General features: G+C 70.4%; 17 protein-coding genes. 11 read left to right on the forward strand and 6 right to left on the reverse strand.

Going from position 1 to position 14148, the window contains the following annotated elements; all coding sequences use genetic code 11:
• The first annotated feature begins 1 nt into the window (after window position 1).
• From ABZ635_RS15445 to ABZ635_RS15455, 3 genes are all read left to right on the forward strand, one after another.
• Complete coding sequence (locus ABZ635_RS15445; protein ID WP_357764770.1) at window positions 2-1132, forward strand: ATP-binding cassette domain-containing protein; 1131 nt, start codon at window positions 2-4, stop codon at window positions 1130-1132.
• Window positions 1133-1211: 79 nt separating this feature from the next.
• Window positions 1212-2108 (forward strand): DMT family transporter, encoded by an 897-nt coding sequence (locus ABZ635_RS15450; RefSeq protein ID WP_357764772.1) that lies wholly within the window; start codon window positions 1212-1214, stop codon window positions 2106-2108.
• Window positions 2109-2141: 33 nt separating this feature from the next.
• On the forward strand, window positions 2142-2486 hold the full coding sequence (locus tag ABZ635_RS15455; RefSeq protein WP_357764775.1) for a hypothetical protein: 345 nt from the start codon (window positions 2142-2144) through the stop codon (window positions 2484-2486).
• Here ABZ635_RS15455 and ABZ635_RS15460 read toward each other — a convergent pair.
• The 4 genes from ABZ635_RS15460 to ABZ635_RS15475 all read right to left on the reverse strand — a co-directional run bounded on the left by ABZ635_RS15460 (window position 2467) and on the right by ABZ635_RS15475 (window position 5015).
• Complete coding sequence (locus ABZ635_RS15460; protein WP_357764922.1) at window positions 2467-3354, reverse strand: alpha/beta fold hydrolase; 888 nt, start codon at window positions 3352-3354, stop codon at window positions 2467-2469. The genes ABZ635_RS15455 and ABZ635_RS15460 overlap by 20 nt on opposite strands.
• 231 nt (window positions 3355-3585) lie before the next feature.
• On the reverse strand, window positions 3586-3780 hold the full coding sequence (locus ABZ635_RS15465; RefSeq protein ID WP_357764778.1) for a DUF397 domain-containing protein: 195 nt from the start codon (window positions 3778-3780) through the stop codon (window positions 3586-3588).
• A gap of 215 nt (window positions 3781-3995) precedes the next feature.
• A complete protein-coding gene (locus ABZ635_RS15470) occupies window positions 3996-4187 on the reverse strand; it encodes a DUF397 domain-containing protein (protein WP_357764781.1) in 192 nt (63 codons plus the stop codon).
• Window positions 4188-4199: 12 nt separating this feature from the next.
• Complete coding sequence (locus ABZ635_RS15475; RefSeq protein ID WP_357764784.1) at window positions 4200-5015, reverse strand: helix-turn-helix transcriptional regulator; 816 nt, start codon at window positions 5013-5015, stop codon at window positions 4200-4202.
• A 516-nt stretch (window positions 5016-5531) separates the two neighbouring features.
• Between ABZ635_RS15475 and ABZ635_RS15480 the strand changes: the two genes are divergently transcribed.
• The 4 genes from ABZ635_RS15480 (at window position 5532) to ABZ635_RS15495 (ending at window position 7731) form a co-directional block, all read left to right on the forward strand.
• Window positions 5532-6101 carry an ATP-binding protein gene (locus ABZ635_RS15480; protein WP_357764786.1) on the forward strand — a complete coding sequence of 190 codons (570 nt, stop codon included), beginning with the start codon at window positions 5532-5534 and terminating at the stop codon, window positions 6099-6101.
• Window positions 6101-6619 (forward strand): hypothetical protein, encoded by a 519-nt coding sequence (locus tag ABZ635_RS15485; protein WP_357764789.1) that lies wholly within the window; start codon window positions 6101-6103, stop codon window positions 6617-6619. Before ABZ635_RS15480 ends, ABZ635_RS15485 begins: the two co-directional genes overlap by 1 nt.
• Window positions 6620-6718: 99 nt before the next feature.
• A complete protein-coding gene (locus tag ABZ635_RS15490) occupies window positions 6719-7261 on the forward strand; it encodes an ATP-binding protein (protein ID WP_357764791.1) in 543 nt (180 codons plus the stop codon).
• A gap of 152 nt (window positions 7262-7413) precedes the next feature.
• A complete protein-coding gene (locus ABZ635_RS15495) occupies window positions 7414-7731 on the forward strand; it encodes a hypothetical protein (protein ID WP_357764793.1) in 318 nt (105 codons plus the stop codon).
• Between the two features lie 469 nt (window positions 7732-8200).
• Here ABZ635_RS15495 and ABZ635_RS15500 read toward each other — a convergent pair whose 3' ends face one another.
• Together ABZ635_RS15500 and ABZ635_RS15505 are read right to left on the reverse strand one after the other, a co-directional pair.
• Window positions 8201-9487: an ATP-binding protein gene (locus ABZ635_RS15500; protein WP_357764795.1), complete on the reverse strand. Its 1287-nt coding sequence runs from the start codon at window positions 9485-9487 to the stop codon at window positions 8201-8203.
• A gap of 1 nt (window position 9488) precedes the next feature.
• Window positions 9489-10145 carry a response regulator transcription factor gene (locus ABZ635_RS15505; RefSeq protein WP_357764797.1) on the reverse strand — a complete coding sequence of 219 codons (657 nt, stop codon included), beginning with the start codon at window positions 10143-10145 and terminating at the stop codon, window positions 9489-9491.
• Between the two features lie 214 nt (window positions 10146-10359).
• On the opposite strand from ABZ635_RS15505, the gene ABZ635_RS15510 reads away from it, so the two are divergent.
• The 4 genes from ABZ635_RS15510 to ABZ635_RS15525 are packed head-to-tail and all read left to right on the forward strand — an operon-like array spanning window position 10360 to window position 14079.
• The gene (locus tag ABZ635_RS15510) at window positions 10360-10866 is read left to right on the forward strand and encodes a hypothetical protein (RefSeq protein WP_357764800.1); all 507 of its coding nucleotides are present in this window, start codon (window positions 10360-10362) and stop codon (window positions 10864-10866) included.
• Window positions 10863-12005, forward strand: coding sequence for a peptidoglycan-binding protein (locus tag ABZ635_RS15515; protein ID WP_357764803.1), 1143 nt, complete (start codon window positions 10863-10865; stop codon window positions 12003-12005). The genes ABZ635_RS15510 and ABZ635_RS15515 overlap by 4 nt, the downstream gene beginning before the upstream one ends.
• The gene (locus ABZ635_RS15520; RefSeq protein WP_357764805.1) at window positions 12002-12850 is read left to right on the forward strand and encodes an ABC transporter ATP-binding protein; all 849 of its coding nucleotides are present in this window, start codon (window positions 12002-12004) and stop codon (window positions 12848-12850) included. The genes ABZ635_RS15515 and ABZ635_RS15520 overlap by 4 nt, the downstream gene beginning before the upstream one ends.
• Window positions 12847-14079 (forward strand): ABC transporter permease, encoded by a 1233-nt coding sequence (locus ABZ635_RS15525; protein WP_357764808.1) that lies wholly within the window; start codon window positions 12847-12849, stop codon window positions 14077-14079. The genes ABZ635_RS15520 and ABZ635_RS15525 overlap by 4 nt, the downstream gene beginning before the upstream one ends.
• Window positions 14080-14148 lie beyond the last annotated feature (69 nt).

Here is a 14148-nt window from a genome sequence, read left to right on the forward strand (position 1 = left end):
GATGTCCGAAACCGAACCGACCACCACGACCGCACCGGCCACCGGGGCCGAGCTGGCGAACGGGGCCGAACCGCCCGCAGCGGCCGAATCGGCCCCCGGTGGAGCGACCGCCGCGACCGGCGCGACCTCTCCGGAGGAGACGTCCACACCCGGCCCGACCCCCGGGGCCGAACCGATCATCGAGGCGGTCGGGCTCGGCCGCGACTTCGTCCTCTCCGAAGGCCCGTTCCTGCGTCGCACCCGGCGCACCGTGAGCGCCGTCCGGGACGTCACCTTCACCGTGCGGAGCGGGGAGATCGTCGGCTACCTGGGGCCCAACGGCGCGGGCAAGTCCAGCACCATGAAGATGCTGACCGGCATCCTCACCCCCACCTCGGGCAGCGTCCGGGTGGTCGGGCGGGACCCGTCCCGCCAGCGCACGCGCCTGGCCCGGGACATCGGCGTCGTGTTCGGCCAGCGCACCACGCTCTGGTGGGACCTTCCGCTGCGCGACAGCCTCACCCTCACCCGGCACCTGTACCGGGTGCCCGCGGAGTCGCACGCCGAGCGCCTGGCCGAGCTCACCGAACTCCTGGAGCTGGAGCCCTTCCTGGACACCCCCGTCCGCCAGCTCAGCCTGGGGCAGCGGATGCGCGGCGACCTCACCGCCGCCCTGCTGCACGCCCCCCGGCTACTGGTGCTGGACGAGCCGACCATCGGTCTGGACGTGGTCAGCAAGTCGACCATCCGGGAGTTCCTGCTGCGGATCAACCGGGAGCGGGGCACCACCATCCTCATCACCACGCACGACTTGGGGGACGTCGAGCGGCTCTGCGACCGGGTGATGGTGATCGACAAGGGGCGACTCGCCTTCGACGGTGACCTGCCGGAGCTGCGCGCCACCGTTCCCACCCCGCGCGTGCTGGTGGTCGACCTGGTGGTTCCGGCGGCCGCGATCGAGGTGGAGGGAGCGGTCACGGTCCGGGTGGAGGGCCCGCGCCAGTGGTTGGAGCTCTCCGACAACCCGGCCCGGGTGATCTCGCGGGTCACGAGCGCGCACGAGGTGGCCGACCTGACCCTTCGCGAGCCCGATATCGAGGGGGTGGTGTCCGCCCTGTACCGGGGCACGGCCCCGGTCGGGGACCGGGCGTGAGGTCCGGGCGTGGAACCGGATCGCGGAGGGGACTTCGTACCCCTGTCTCCCGCTCGCGGTATCCGGGAAGATGGGGTGTATGACCGCTCTGTCCTACGGACTCTGGCTCGGCATCGGGTTCGGCGTCCTGTCGTGTGTCGCGTACACGGTGGCGGCGGTCGCGCAGCGCAGACTCGCCGTTCGCGTGACCGGGCCGCTCACCACCGGACGGCAGATCGGAGCGCTGCTCCGACACCCCCTGTGGTGGGTGTCGCTGGTGTTCAACGGGGGGCGGGCCGGGTTCCAGGTGGCCGCGGTGAGCTTCGCGCCGCTGACCGTCGTCCAGCCGCTGGGTGTCCTGGTGCTGGTCCTCGGTATCCCGTGGTCGGCGCGGCTGTCCCACCGGAGGGTGAGCGGTGCGGAGTGGCGGGGCGCGGCCTACACGATGGCTGCGCTCGGGGTTCTGCTCGCGGTCACCGTCACCGGTGACGCGGGCGGGGTCCTGTCCTACGGGGACGCGGCGCTGGTGGGAGCCGGAACCGCGGTGCTGCTCGCCGCGACGGCCTGGGGTGCGGGGCGGCTGTCGTCGACGGCCTGGCGCGCCTACCTGCTGGCGGGGGCGGCCGGGGTGGCGTTCGGGGTTTCGGCGGCGATGGTGAAGACCGCCGTGTGGGCCTTCGAGGACGGCCTGGTGGTGGGTCTGGCGCATCCGTCGAGCGCGGCGACGGCGGTGCTGGCGGTCTTCGGGCTCCTGCTCGCTCAGGCCGCCTACCAGGGGATGGATCTGGGCGCGCCGCTGGGGGTGACCACCCTGGCCAACCCGGTCGCGGCCGCGTTGGTGGGGGTGCTGTTCATGGGGGAGACGTACGCGGGCGGCTGGCTGGGGGGAGTGGTCGCCGTGGGGTGCGCGGTGGTGGCGGCGTACGGGATTCGACTGCTGACCGTACCCTCCGGCGACGGTGCGGAGCGGGTGCCGGAGGGGGCGCGAGGGGCCTAACCGGAGGTGTGGGACGCATGCTCGGTTCTGTGGGTGTCCACATCCCGTACTCATCTCGACCTGGCGCCGGATGTGGGCGGCCGCATCCACCGCGCTCCACTCCCAGGTGGCGCCAGGGGCGGGGGCGAGGGTTGGGACTGGGTTCAGGAGGGCCCGGTCCGCCGCTACTTCAGCTCGCTCCAAGCGCTGACTCTGGCCGACGCGGGAGCCCCGGAGAGAGCCTGCGAGACCGCGCTCATGGCCTTGCCCACCGCCCAGCGAGTCGGGTCGCGCCGCACTCTCCAGGAGTTGGGGCGGCTATCCGACCGGTTGCGTCCGTGGCGCAACCGGTCGGTGGTGCGCGACACCATCCAGGAGATCACGCTCGCGACTGAGTGACCCACTCGGAGACTTCAGTGATGGCTTCGGCCTGCCACTTCTGGGTCTGCGGATCACCGTATCCGGGATCATTGGGGATGGCGATGCCGTGTTGGGCTCCTTCGATCTCCCACAGCCTCGCCGGGCCCGCGATCTGTTCCACCGCACGACGAGAGCTCTCGACTGGGATGAAGCTGTCCGCAGTTCCATGGATCACCAGGGTCCGACACCGCACTGAAGACAGCGCCTGGTCAGGTCGTATGTAGAACACCTCGTTCAGCAGGGCTCGACCGAGCCGGAACGTTGGTGAGTGCGGGACGAAACCGTTCTGGAGAAGAGCTTCGCCCTCTTCGGGAGCGATACGGTCGGCTTCCCAGTAGGGTTTGTCGTCGATGAACCGCTTCTTGTAGTCGATCAACGGATTCACCAGAACAAGTGCGGTGATCGACTCTGGGTAGTGCGCGGTGTAGAAGGCGCTCAGCCCTCCACTGAAGCTCGCCCCGAGCAGCGAGACACCTCCTGGAGCGCCGGGTACCTGTTCCTTGGCATGCTCAACTGCGGAGCGGATGTCGTTCACCACGCCCGAGAGGGTGAGGTCCTTCTGCTCTCCCTGGCTACTGCCGTGGCCGCGAAGATCGAACCGTAGAGACGCCGCCCCTGCTCGTGCGAGCCCGTCTGCCATGCGGGACGCGAACCCCCCTTCTTCACGGTCCACGCCGCCACCGTGTACCAACACCACCACGTGAGTGGGCGCCACAGCTCCTTCCCCTGCGGTGAAGGTCCCCTTCAACCGGAGACCGTCCAAGCTCGAAAACTCGGTCTCCCATGAGGTCAGTCCCACGCGATACCTCCGCTCACCAGTGCCGGTGACCCGTTTCCTGCGGGCCATGTCGAATAGATCATCCATGCCTCATGCGGCCCTCGGCCTGTGCCCTGCCTGGGTTGGCCATGACGACTCGGGCCCTTCTCCCAACGAGGGTGTGCTCAAGAAGATCCCCGAAATCATCGGATCGCTCGTTCCGGTAGCAGGCATCCAAGGCCAGGGGCGGGGCCGGGAACGAGGGAGGGGACCGGGTTCAGGAGGGCCCGGGCCGCCGCGCGGTCAGGCCTCCCGCCTGTTCTACGAGGGGGCCTTCACCGTGACCACCAGCCCAGCCCATTGCGCCGATGAGAACGTGAGGTGCCCGGCATCGCGGTTCCGGGTGTCACGCACAGCCGAGGCGCCGGGGATGTCGGCAACCTCGACACAGTCCTGCGTGCGGGCACCGCTGTAGCTGCTCTTGCGGAAGTTGAGTTCGGTGGTGTGGGGGCGCATGGGTGGGACCTCCGCTGAGGGTGGGGACATGGACGGCTTCATGCACTGTCCTGCCCGCCTCTGGGCCCTCCGCACAGAGGAGAACGTCCCGAGTCTCTGTCCAACTGCGGCCAGCCGGGCTACTTTTTCGCTCACCACACAGCGGATACGTTGCTTCTGGATGAGTACGCAGAGGCCCCGACAGGTACATGTCGGGGCCCCACTGCTTTCGCAGCCTAGTCGCGTCGAACGGCACCCAGAAGCGCCCCCCACTCCTGCCCGGAGAGCAAGAAGTGGCCATCCTCCGGGTTCTGGGAGTCCCGCACAGCGGCTGTCCCTCCCCCGGCGTCGGCGTACTCGACGCAGTTCGACGGATTGCTGTAGCTCGATTTACGGAACTCGAGCTGACTGTCGGTGGATGAGTACATGGTCGTGACTTTCTAGGCGGCCAGAGCCCGCAGGTACGCGGGCACTTCATCTGGATCGAGGGCTTTGGCGACCAGCCGGTCGAAGGACTGGCGATACCGCGTAACCTCAGTGGGCTTCTCCAAGTAGAGGCCATCCGTGTTTGTCTCCAGGAACGTGATCGCTGCGGCGTCCTCGTAGTCCAGGATCACGAACGGCCCTCCCATCCCAGCATGCAGCCCCGCACCCGTGGTGAGCACCTGGATAGTCACGTTGTTCGGAGCTTCGGACAGCTCGATAAGCCGGTCAACCTGCGGGAAAAACAGCTCCGGATGCGATCGCAGCATGAGTAGGGCGGCCTCGTGGATCACCGCCCACACGGTCGGCGGGTCCAGCTGCGTGAGCAGTTGTTGGCGGCGCATCCGGGCTTCGACTGCTCTGGCGATGTCGTCTGGATCGCGAATGAGGGTCGCCTGGGCGACTGCGGCAGCGTAGGCCTCCGTCTGGAAGAGGCCAGGAATGTACTGCGGCTCGAAGATCCTAATACCGGTCGCCCCAGCCTCGTAGGAGGTGTACGGGCCACCGATCGCGTCACCGTAGCGGTTCCACCACCCGCTCTCCCGAGACTGACGTACCAGGGTGAGGATCGCCTCCCGCTCTGCGGAGTCACGAACCTTGTATAGATCGAGCAACACACGGATGTCCGTCACAGCGGGCTTCTTCGACCGGCCGGTCTCAATGTTCGAGACCTTCGTGCTCGACCACTCAAGGTCCTCAGCAACCTGCTCGATGGTCTTGCCCGTGGCGATTCGCTTTGCGCGCATTTGCGCTGATAGCTGCCGTCTGGCCACGGATGGGCTGCTCAAATCGACCTCCCTTGGATCTGCCGCCGATGGTATCGCCGCACAACCGGAACCAGACATTTCGCAACTCTTCATCACGTTCGTTCGGATCACTGTATCTTTATTTGGGTCTTGCGATTTAAAAGTTTCGAGTGAAGTATGGAGACGTACTCATCCATCGCCGCCCTCATCCAGCGGCTTCCCGTACCGGAGGTGTGCGCTGATGGCGCCCCGTTACCTGAAACTCTGCGAGCTGGCGTGTACCCGCTACCTCGCGTCCGAGGCGATACGTGCCCGTCGCCCTAGGCAGGCGGCCCGTGTGCGGGCCTTCGCCGCGAACCCTCGCCGCCACTACCCGTCCCGCTCCTGGGCCCCTGTGGTCCCCTCTCCCCGCAGGCCCATCGACGCGGTCCCGGTGGAGGTCCTGCGGGCTGTCCTGGCTGGGTTGCGGCGTTTGGTGGTGGTCTCGTGAGGCCCGCTCCGCCGTTCTCCCCTGAGCTTGCTCGCCGTGAGGTGGTGGCTCCGGTGGCGAGTTTCATCAAGCCGTTCCACTCCCACTACTTCTCCCGCACCGTCGGCCCGCCTTACCGCAAGCGGCAGTACTCCTTCGCCGGGCTCCCCGGACTCATGCCCCTGGTCCGCGCGTTTCTGGACACCAGCGCGGCGGAGCGGTGCGAGGAGTACCAGTTCCTGTTCACCCTCCTGGGCAGCGAGTTGGCGAACAACGCCATCGCTCACAGCAGGTCCAGCGAACGCGGAAGCACCTACACCTTGACGGTGGATCGGGGTGCGAAGGGGATGACGTTGATCTGCCGCGACCAGGGCAGCCGCCTCCCGCAGGAGAAGGGCAACTTCACCGCCGCCACGTTCGAGGACATCGAAGCCGGAACTGCGACGGGTCGGGGGTTGGCGCTGATCGACGCTCTTGCGGATCGGTGGGGAGACAACGGGGACCCGAAGTTCCGGCAGGTGTGGTTCTTCCTGGCCTACGACCTGACCGAGAACCCGTGGATGCAGATCGACACCGAAGACACCGATGACCCCGAGCACCCCGAGGTCGTCGAGCCGCGTCGCAAGGATGAGGTGGAGTGCTGATGTTGGACATCGACACCAGGGACCTGCTCGAAAGCGCTGAAAACGCCCTGACTGCTCCCGAGTATCTGACTCCCGCGCAGGAGGACGTGTGGCACAACCACACCCTCCGCAACCGCATGCCTCTCGTGCTGGAGGCGCTGCGGATCGCCCGGGAGGAAGGCGACGCCGAACGGGCCATGCAGTTGATCGACCAGGCCGTACACGACTACCCCGCACCCACCCGGATACCCGGCAACAGGCCGGTCCCGGGATCGGTGCCGAAGCAACACAACCCCACCCAGACGCTCCCAGTCCTCGAACGCGAACTGTCCGAACTGCTGCACACCCACTGGGTGACGACCATCGAAGGCACACCCCCCAACGAGGTGTTCGTAGGCCGACGCCCCCTGGGCTGGGTGGGTGAGGGCGACCCCTTCGAGAGGATCACCGCCCCCACCCGCACCGAACTGTTCCGCCTGCTGGCTCACCGCCACCGCGCCGACCACCAGGACGACCCGGAACCCCCAACCGCCGCCTGAAGCCTGACCAAGGCGTTCACGAAAAAAGCTCTGGCGGGTGAGCCAACACCCCCAGAGCAGGCCGACAACCAACCACCTTCAAGAGAAGAGATTGCCGACATGGCCATTGTGCCGCACACCCACGCCCTCAACCACACGAACAACCCTCCCCCGGCTGAGTCCCGGTGGGAGTGCCGGGTCTACCCCGGACACCTCTCCCACACCAGCCAGGTCCGCTCCGACCTGAACACCGACCTCACCCGCATGACCGGGGTACCGGCCGAGGTGCGCGAAGAGATGGTGCTGTGTACCAGCGAGATGTTCGCCAACGCCTGCGAGCACTCCCGCTCCGGCCAAGACCCGGACGGCAGGGTGGTCCGCACCCTGGAAGCACCGGTCCCGGGCCTGGTGAGGGTGTCGATCATCGACGACGGCACCAGGACGGACACCATCGTGGACTCCATCCCGAAGGTTCCGCGCAGGCGCACCCGCAAGGACTGGGAGGAGGCCGAACGCGGACGGGGCCTGCTGATGGTCGGGCACCTCGCGTCCCGGTGGGGGTTCCGGCCGGTGCTGGACTTCCCCTTCTGCGAGGGGCTGGGCACCGTCACCTGGGCCGAGTTCACCCTCCCGGCCTTGGCCGCTACTGGGGGCACCCGATGACGGAGCACATCAGCGCTCAGGTGCGGTCGGTCCTGACCGCACCCCGAGGCCACCGCTTCACCCGACCAGCCGGGCGCCCGCACCGGGCCCTCCCGGTTCCGACGAAGGCACCCCAGGCGAAGGCACCCCAGGCGGAAGCTTCCCGATCGGAGATGCCCTGGGAGGAGACTCACCAGGCCCGACAGGAACGACTGCTCCGTCAGATGGACGGCAACCCCCGGGTCGCGTACATGCTCCAACACGGACCGGTGCCGCACTGGGTCAAGGTCGCCCGTCAACACCGCGAACAGAAGGCCCGCGAAGCCCGAGTCGAGTTGCCGGAACCGGTCCGCACCCGGGGCCGTCACCGTGCACCCCGCCGCTGGTGGGGCTGGCCCGCCACCGCCCTCGCAGCCACCCTCCTCCTCGGACAGACCGCCATGGAAACCCTCGGAGCGAGCCTGGCCCCCGACATCGGCATCCCGATCTAACCCGACAACCACAAGCGGGGCCCGGCACACACCGGGCCCCGCGCCACCTCGCGTGCGCGAGGGGCAGCACATCATCGCCCGCGTCGAAGAGGGCCGGTCGGGGCCATCCCCGCGCGCGGGGATTGGTCTCGTGACCCGCGCATCCACTGCCGCCGAGGCTCGTCGCGCGAGTCGTCGGGCATCAGACCTCGCCCCGGCCTCACCGTCATCACCACCGCGCCCACCCGTCCGCCCGCGCGCCGCCTCACTACCGGGAGCGGGGGCGACAGGGTGCGCCGAGCGCGCTTTGTCCCCAGCCTGTGGACAACCCGTCCGAGAAACGTTACGGCCCCCGCCCTCCGGATCGCGTTTCTGGCCGGGGTTCGTTTTCGTTACGTAGTTTCGTCACAGCTCCCTTTCCGTCGCCGTAGCGTCCCCACCCACGTCAGGCACGCCAACGCTTCGACGACCGACCCGCGCCCCGCACCGGTCACAGCTCCGGGAACCCCACGGTGACGACCAGCCCGCCATCCGGCCGCGCCCTCGCCGTGGCCCGGGCACCGTGCGCCGTCGCGATCGAACGAACGATGGACAACCCCAACCCGCTCCCGGGCCTCCTCCGGTGCAGCCGAACCGCGTCACCACGGTGGAAGGGCTCGAACAACTCCTCCGCGTCACCCACCTCCGGCCCGGAGTTGGTCACCCGCAACACCGTGCGCCCCGCCGCCGTGCGCACACGCACCTCCACCCACCCGTCGTCGGCGTTGTACCGGACGGCGTTCTCCACCAGGTTGCGCACCAGGTGCTCCAACAGCACGGGGTCGCCGTCCGCCGGAGCGGGCTCCACGTCCAGGCGCAGGTCGACCCCCTCCTCCTCGGCCGCCCCCGCCTGCTGGCCGACCACGTTCACCGCCACCGCGGCCAGGTCCACCACCTCGGTCCGCGCCAACCCGCGATCAGACCGCGCCAACAACAGCAGCCCGCTGATCAGCGCCTCACTGCGCGCCACCGAATCCAGCGCTCGCCGGAAGGCCGGCCACAGGTCCTCGGGAACCCTGTCCTGGGCCAGCGGCACCTCCAGCGCCGCGCGCTGCACCGACAACGGCGTGCGCAGCTCGTGCGAAGCGTTGGAGACGAACCGGCGCTGCGAGTCGAACGCCCGCTCCAACCGCGACAACATCCCGTCGAAGGTGTCGCCCAGCTCGCGGAACTCGTCCTCGGGGCCTCTCAGGTCGAGCCTGCTGTGCAGGTCGTGCTCGGACAGGGTGCGCGCCGCATCGGTCACCCGGTGCAGGCGCCGGAGCGGCCCGCCCGCGATCACCCACCCGGCCAGCGCCGCCAACAGGGTGACACCCGCCAGGATCAGCGCCGAGTTGACGAGCAGATCCGACAACACACCCGTCTGGTAGTCGTCCACCAGGAGAGCCAGGGGCTCGGCCTCGGTCGCCGCCCAATCGGTGGCCGGAGCCGACTCCCCGGCCGGAGCCCTCTCCCCGGTCGGAGCCGGAACGGTGGGGGCCGGAACGACGAGGGTCCGCGCCGGATCGTCGGTGGGCAGCGCCGCCGTCATCGACAACTCGACCCCCCGCAGCTCCAGACTCGCGGAGACCATCGCGTAGTTGGCGGCGAGCAGCAGCGCGCCGCCGAGAGCGAAGACCCCCGTGTAGACGAGGGCCAGCTTCGTACGCAGGGTCAGGCCGGTGAACCGGCCCAGCCAACGCCGGGCCGTACGGTGGGCGGCCCCGGGCCCCGCTCCGGGGGCGGTCGCGGCGGGCACGTCAGATCCGGTAGCCGTGACCGGGCACGGTCTCGATCACCGGAGGCGCGCCGAGCTTGCGGCGCAACCCGTGCACCACCACCTTGAGCACCCCGCTGAACGGGTCCAGATGGGCGTCCCACACCTTCTCGATCAGGTGGGTCGCGGCCACCGGCGCACCGTCGGCGCGCAACAGCTCCTCCAGCACCCCCAGCTCCTTGGGGGAGAGCGAGAGCGCCCGCCCGTCCCGGGTCGCGGTCCGCCGCGTGGTGTCCAGCACCAGCCCCGCCCTACTGAGAGTGGGCGGCGCCGCCGGACGCGCCCGCCGCCCCAGGGCCCGCACCCGCGCCACCAGTTCCAGGTACGCGAAGGGCTTGGCCAGGTAGTCGTCGGCGCCCAGGTCGAGCCCGTCCACCCGGTCCTCCAGCCCGCCAGCTGCCGTGAGCATCAGCACCCGGGCCTGCACGCCGGGGTCCTCGGCGATCCGCAGACACACCTGGTCGCCGTGCAGGACGGGGAGGTCGCGGTCCAGCACCACCACGTCGTAGTCGTGCACGGAGGCCATCTCCAGACCGGTGTCGCCGTCGTGGCACACGTCCACGGCCATGCCCTCACCGCGCAGCCCCTCGGCCACGGTCTCCGCCAGATCCGGCTCGTCCTCCACCACCAGAATGCGCATGCGTTCCCCTCGCCCCGAACCGGTCGCCGGAAGTCCCGACCGACCAGCACTATCGACCGCCCGGTTAGGCCGAGGTTAACCCCGCCACCACCGCGCGAACGGGCGACCGCACAGACCACGGGACCCTAACCACCGGCTAACCGGGCCCCGGCTGACATGTGTCGTGCACCGACCAGGGCGCCCACGGAACCGGCGCCCGCACCAGGAGGACCACATGCGCTCACTGACCCTCATAACCGTGGCCACGGCGACCGCCGGGCTGTTGGCCACCGGCTGCGGGGTACTCGGCGAGGACGACGCGGCCGACTCGGAGGCCTCCTCCGAGAAGACCATGGAGGAGGCGATGCTGGACTACGCCGCCTGCATGCGCGACGCCGGTTTCGACATGCCCGACCCCGACCCGGACGGCGGCATGATCGCCCTCCCCGCCCTGGAGGAACCCGACGACGAGATGCTGGCGGCCATGGAGGAGTGCGACGCCCTCCTGCCCGTGGACGAGGACCCCCTCACCGACGAGGAACGGTTCGAGGCCGACCTCCGGATCGCCGAGTGCCTGCGGGAACACGGCATCGACATCGAGGACCCCGAACGCGGCATGGGCCTGGCGATCCCGATCGACCCCGACGACGACGAGCACATGGCGGCGGTCAGTGCCTGCACCGGCGCGGACGACGCCGAATCCGGGGGTGTGGTCGAGCTGGAGGCCGAGGGCGACTCGTGAGCACGGACAGCGAACTCCTTCCGGAGGAGACCGACGACGCGGAACGCCCCCGCCGTCGCCGCGGCCGCGGCTTCGTCTGGTTGGCCGCGGCACTGGCGACCCTCGCGGTGCTGTGCGCGGGAGCCGCGGTCACGGTCTGGGGCTGGCCGCAGGGCCCCAAGGAGGAGACACCGACGGCACCGGCGGCCACCGCCACCGTCGAACGCACCACCCTGCTCCGGGAGGAACGGCTGGACGGCACCCTCGGCTACGCGGTCGGCGGTTCGTTCTTCTCGCGCTCGGACGGCGTGCTCACCTGGCTCCCCGAGGAGGGCACCGAACGCTCCGCCGGACAGCGCGTCTGGGAGGTCGACGGCCGCCCCGTCATCCTGCTGCGGGGCGACACACCCGCCTACCGCACACTGGAACCCGGTTCCAAGGGGCCGGACGTGCGCCAGTTCGAGCAGGCCCTCGCCGAGCTCGGGTACGGCGGGTTCACCGTCGACGACGAGTACACGTGGCTCACCGCCGAGGCCGTGAAGCGCTGGCAGCGGGACACCGACGGCATGGAGGTCACCGGCACCGTCGGGCCGGACCAGATCTGGTACACCTCCGGCCCGGTCCGGGTGACCGGACACGAAGCGGCGGTGGGCGAGAACGTGGCCCCGGCCACGCCCCTGCTCACCACCGCGTCCACCCGCCGTGTGGTCAGGGTCGACCTCAAGGTGGGCGACCGCGACCTCCTGAACGAGGGCGACGAGGTCACCGTGGAGATGCCCGGAGGCGGGACGGTCACCGGCGAGGTGGAGTCCGTGGCCGACGTCGCCAAGGTCGAGGAGGACGAGGCGGGCACGGGTGGAGAGGGCACACCGACCGTGGAGGTACTGGTGGCCCTGGACGAGGACGGTGAGGGGGCCGAGGACTTCCTCGACCGGGCGCCGGTCAAGATCCGCGCGCGGGGGGACTCCCGCGAGGACGTGCTCGCCGCACCGGTGGGCGCGCTCATCGCCCTCTCCGGCGGCGGATACGGGATGTCGGTGGTCGGCGGCGACGGGACGGTGCGCGACGTCCCCGTGGAGACCGGCTGGTTCTCCGACGGCCTGGTGGAGGTGACCGGTGACGGCATCGACGCGGGCACCGAGGTGGTGGTCCCCGAATGACCGCCGTGGAGTTCACCGGGGTGAGCCGCCACTATCCGGGCGGAGTGCGGGCGCTGGACGGGGTGGACCTGCGTGTGGAACGGGGGGAGCTGCTCGCGATCGTCGGCCCCTCCGGTTCGGGAAAGTCCACCCTGCTCAACCTGCTCGGCACCCTGGACGCCCCGACGGCAGGAACCGTGCGCGTGTTCGATCACGACGTCGGGTCCCTGTCGGACGACCAGCTCGCCGCGCTGCGGGCGCGGAGGATCGGGTTCGTGTTCCAGCAGTTCCACCTCGCGCCCAACGTGCGGGCCGTGGACAACGTGGCGGACGGACTCCTGTACTCCGGGGCGCCCTTCAGGGAACGGCTGCGCCGGGCCCACCGGGCACTGGAACGGGTGGGGCTGGCGGACCGGGCCCGGCACCGGCCGCACGAACTCTCCGGTGGACAGAAACAGCGGGTGGCGATCGCCCGCGCCGTCGTGGGATCGCCGCCGCTGCTCCTGGCCGACGAACCCACCGGGGCCCTGGACACCGCCTCGGGTGAGGCCGTGATGCGGGTGCTGGGAGAGCTGAACGAGGACGGGGTGACGGTCGTGGTGATCACCCACGACCGTGAGCTGGCCGCCTCGCTGCCGCGCCGGGTCGAGGTGCGCGACGGCCGGGTGGTGTCCGACTCGGGCGCGGGCGCCCCAGGGGTCACCGGTCTCACCAGCGGCCCAGGTGTCCCGGGAGTCTCTGGTTCCTCTGCCGTTGCGCGCGCCACCGAGGCCCCGGAGTCCCCGGAAACCCCCGAGGGCCCCGAAGCACCCCAGACCGCCGACCCACCGGGGCGGACCCGGCGACGGGCGGAGGCGGAGCGGTGAGAACCCCTCTCCAACGGTGGCGCGACCGGAGGACACCGCTGCGCCCCGCCCGCCTCTCGCTGCCCGACCGGCTGCGCACCGGGTCGAGCGGGCTGCGCGCCCGGCCCACCCGCGTCGTCCTCTCCGCCCTGGGCATCGCCATCGGGATCGCCGCGATGGTCGCCGTCGTGGGCGTCTCCTCCTCCGGCCAGGCCGAACTGGACCAGCGGATCGCCCGGTTGGGCACCAACCTGGTGACCGTCGCCCCCGGCAGCGACCTCTTCGGCGGAGACGCCACACTCCCTCCGGAGGCTCGGGGCCGGATCGACCGGATGCCGGAGGTCGAGCACACCTCGCAGGTCGAGCAGGTGAGCGGCGCCAACGTCTACCGGAGCGACCTCGTGCCGCGCGGCGAGTCGGGCGGAATCACCACCTACGGGGTCGACCTCGACCTGGTGGAGGCCGTCCGCGCGCGGGTGGGCGAGGGCACCTGGCTGAACGAGGCCACCTCCGACCACCCGGCGGTCGTCCTCGGCGCCTCGGCGGCCCGGCGCCTGGGCGTCGAGCGGATCACCCCGGACACCCTGGTGCTCATCGGCGACACCTACTTCTCCGTGGTCGGAGTCCTGGAGCGGGCCGAGCTCGCGCCGGAGCTCGACAACGCGGCGCTGGTCGGCCAGAACGTCGCCGAGGAGGTGCTCGGGGCCGAGGGGGAGGCCTCCACCGTGTACGTGCGGGTCGACCCGGCGCAGGTGGAGCGGGTGCGCGACGACGTGGGCCGCAACGCCAACCCCGAGAAACCGAACGAGGTGAAGGTGTCCCGGCCTTCGGACGCGCTGGAGGCGCAGCAGGCCGCGGACCAGACCTTCCAGGGGCTGCTGCTGGGCCTGGGTGGGGTGGCCCTGCTCGTGGGTGGGGTGGGGGTGGCCAACACCATGGTCATCTCCGTGCTGGAACGCCGGGGCGAGATCGGGCTGCGGCGCGCCCTGGGCGCCACCCGCCGCGACATCCGGGGACAGTTCCTGGTGGAGGCGATGGCGCTCTCCGCGTTGGGCGGCGTGTTCGGGGTGGTGCTGGGCGCCGTCGCGACGGCCGGGTACGCGCTGCTGCGCGGCTGGCCGGTCGCCCTGCCCTGGTGGGCGGGGGCGGGCGCGGTGGTCGCGACCATCGTGATCGGCGCGGTTGCCGGGATCGTGCCCGCGCTGCGGGCCGCCGCCCAGCACCCCACGGAGGCGCTCGGCACGGCCTGAGCGGGGCCCGTCAGCCCTCGCCCGTCCCGGCCCCGGCGGACCTGTCCCGCCGGGGGCCAGCCCCCCGCA

The sequence above is a fragment of the Nocardiopsis sp. NPDC007018 genome (genome assembly GCF_040635075.1).
Taxonomy (GTDB): Bacteria; Actinomycetota; Actinomycetes; order Streptosporangiales; family Streptosporangiaceae; genus Nocardiopsis.

Bases quoted from the DNA above. Each gene is read 5' to 3' on its own strand.
- ABZ635_RS15520 (WP_357764805.1), top strand. From the start codon at position 12,002: ATGACCGCCGTGGAGTTCACCGGGGTGAGCCGCCACTATCCGGGCGGA.
- ABZ635_RS15485 (WP_357764789.1), top strand. From the start codon at position 6,101: ATGTTGGACATCGACACCAGGGACCTGCTCGAAAGCGCTGAAAACGCC.
- ABZ635_RS15450 (WP_357764772.1), top strand. From the start codon at position 1,212: ATGACCGCTCTGTCCTACGGACTCTGGCTCGGCATCGGGTTCGGCGTC.
- ABZ635_RS15495 (WP_357764793.1), top strand. From the start codon at position 7,414: ATGCCCTGGGAGGAGACTCACCAGGCCCGACAGGAACGACTGCTCCGT.
- ABZ635_RS15490 (WP_357764791.1), top strand. From the start codon at position 6,719: ATGGCCATTGTGCCGCACACCCACGCCCTCAACCACACGAACAACCCT.
- ABZ635_RS15510 (WP_357764800.1), top strand. From the start codon at position 10,360: ATGCGCTCACTGACCCTCATAACCGTGGCCACGGCGACCGCCGGGCTG.
- ABZ635_RS15505 (WP_357764797.1), bottom strand. From the start codon at position 10,145: ATGCGCATTCTGGTGGTGGAGGACGAGCCGGATCTGGCGGAGACCGTG.
- ABZ635_RS15445 (WP_357764770.1), top strand. From the start codon at position 2: ATGTCCGAAACCGAACCGACCACCACGACCGCACCGGCCACCGGGGCC.
- ABZ635_RS15465 (WP_357764778.1), bottom strand. From the start codon at position 3,780: ATGCGCCCCCACACCACCGAACTCAACTTCCGCAAGAGCAGCTACAGC.
- ABZ635_RS15460 (WP_357764922.1), bottom strand. From the start codon at position 3,354: ATGGCCCGCAGGAAACGGGTCACCGGCACTGGTGAGCGGAGGTATCGC.
- ABZ635_RS15470 (WP_357764781.1), bottom strand. From the start codon at position 4,187: ATGTACTCATCCACCGACAGTCAGCTCGAGTTCCGTAAATCGAGCTAC.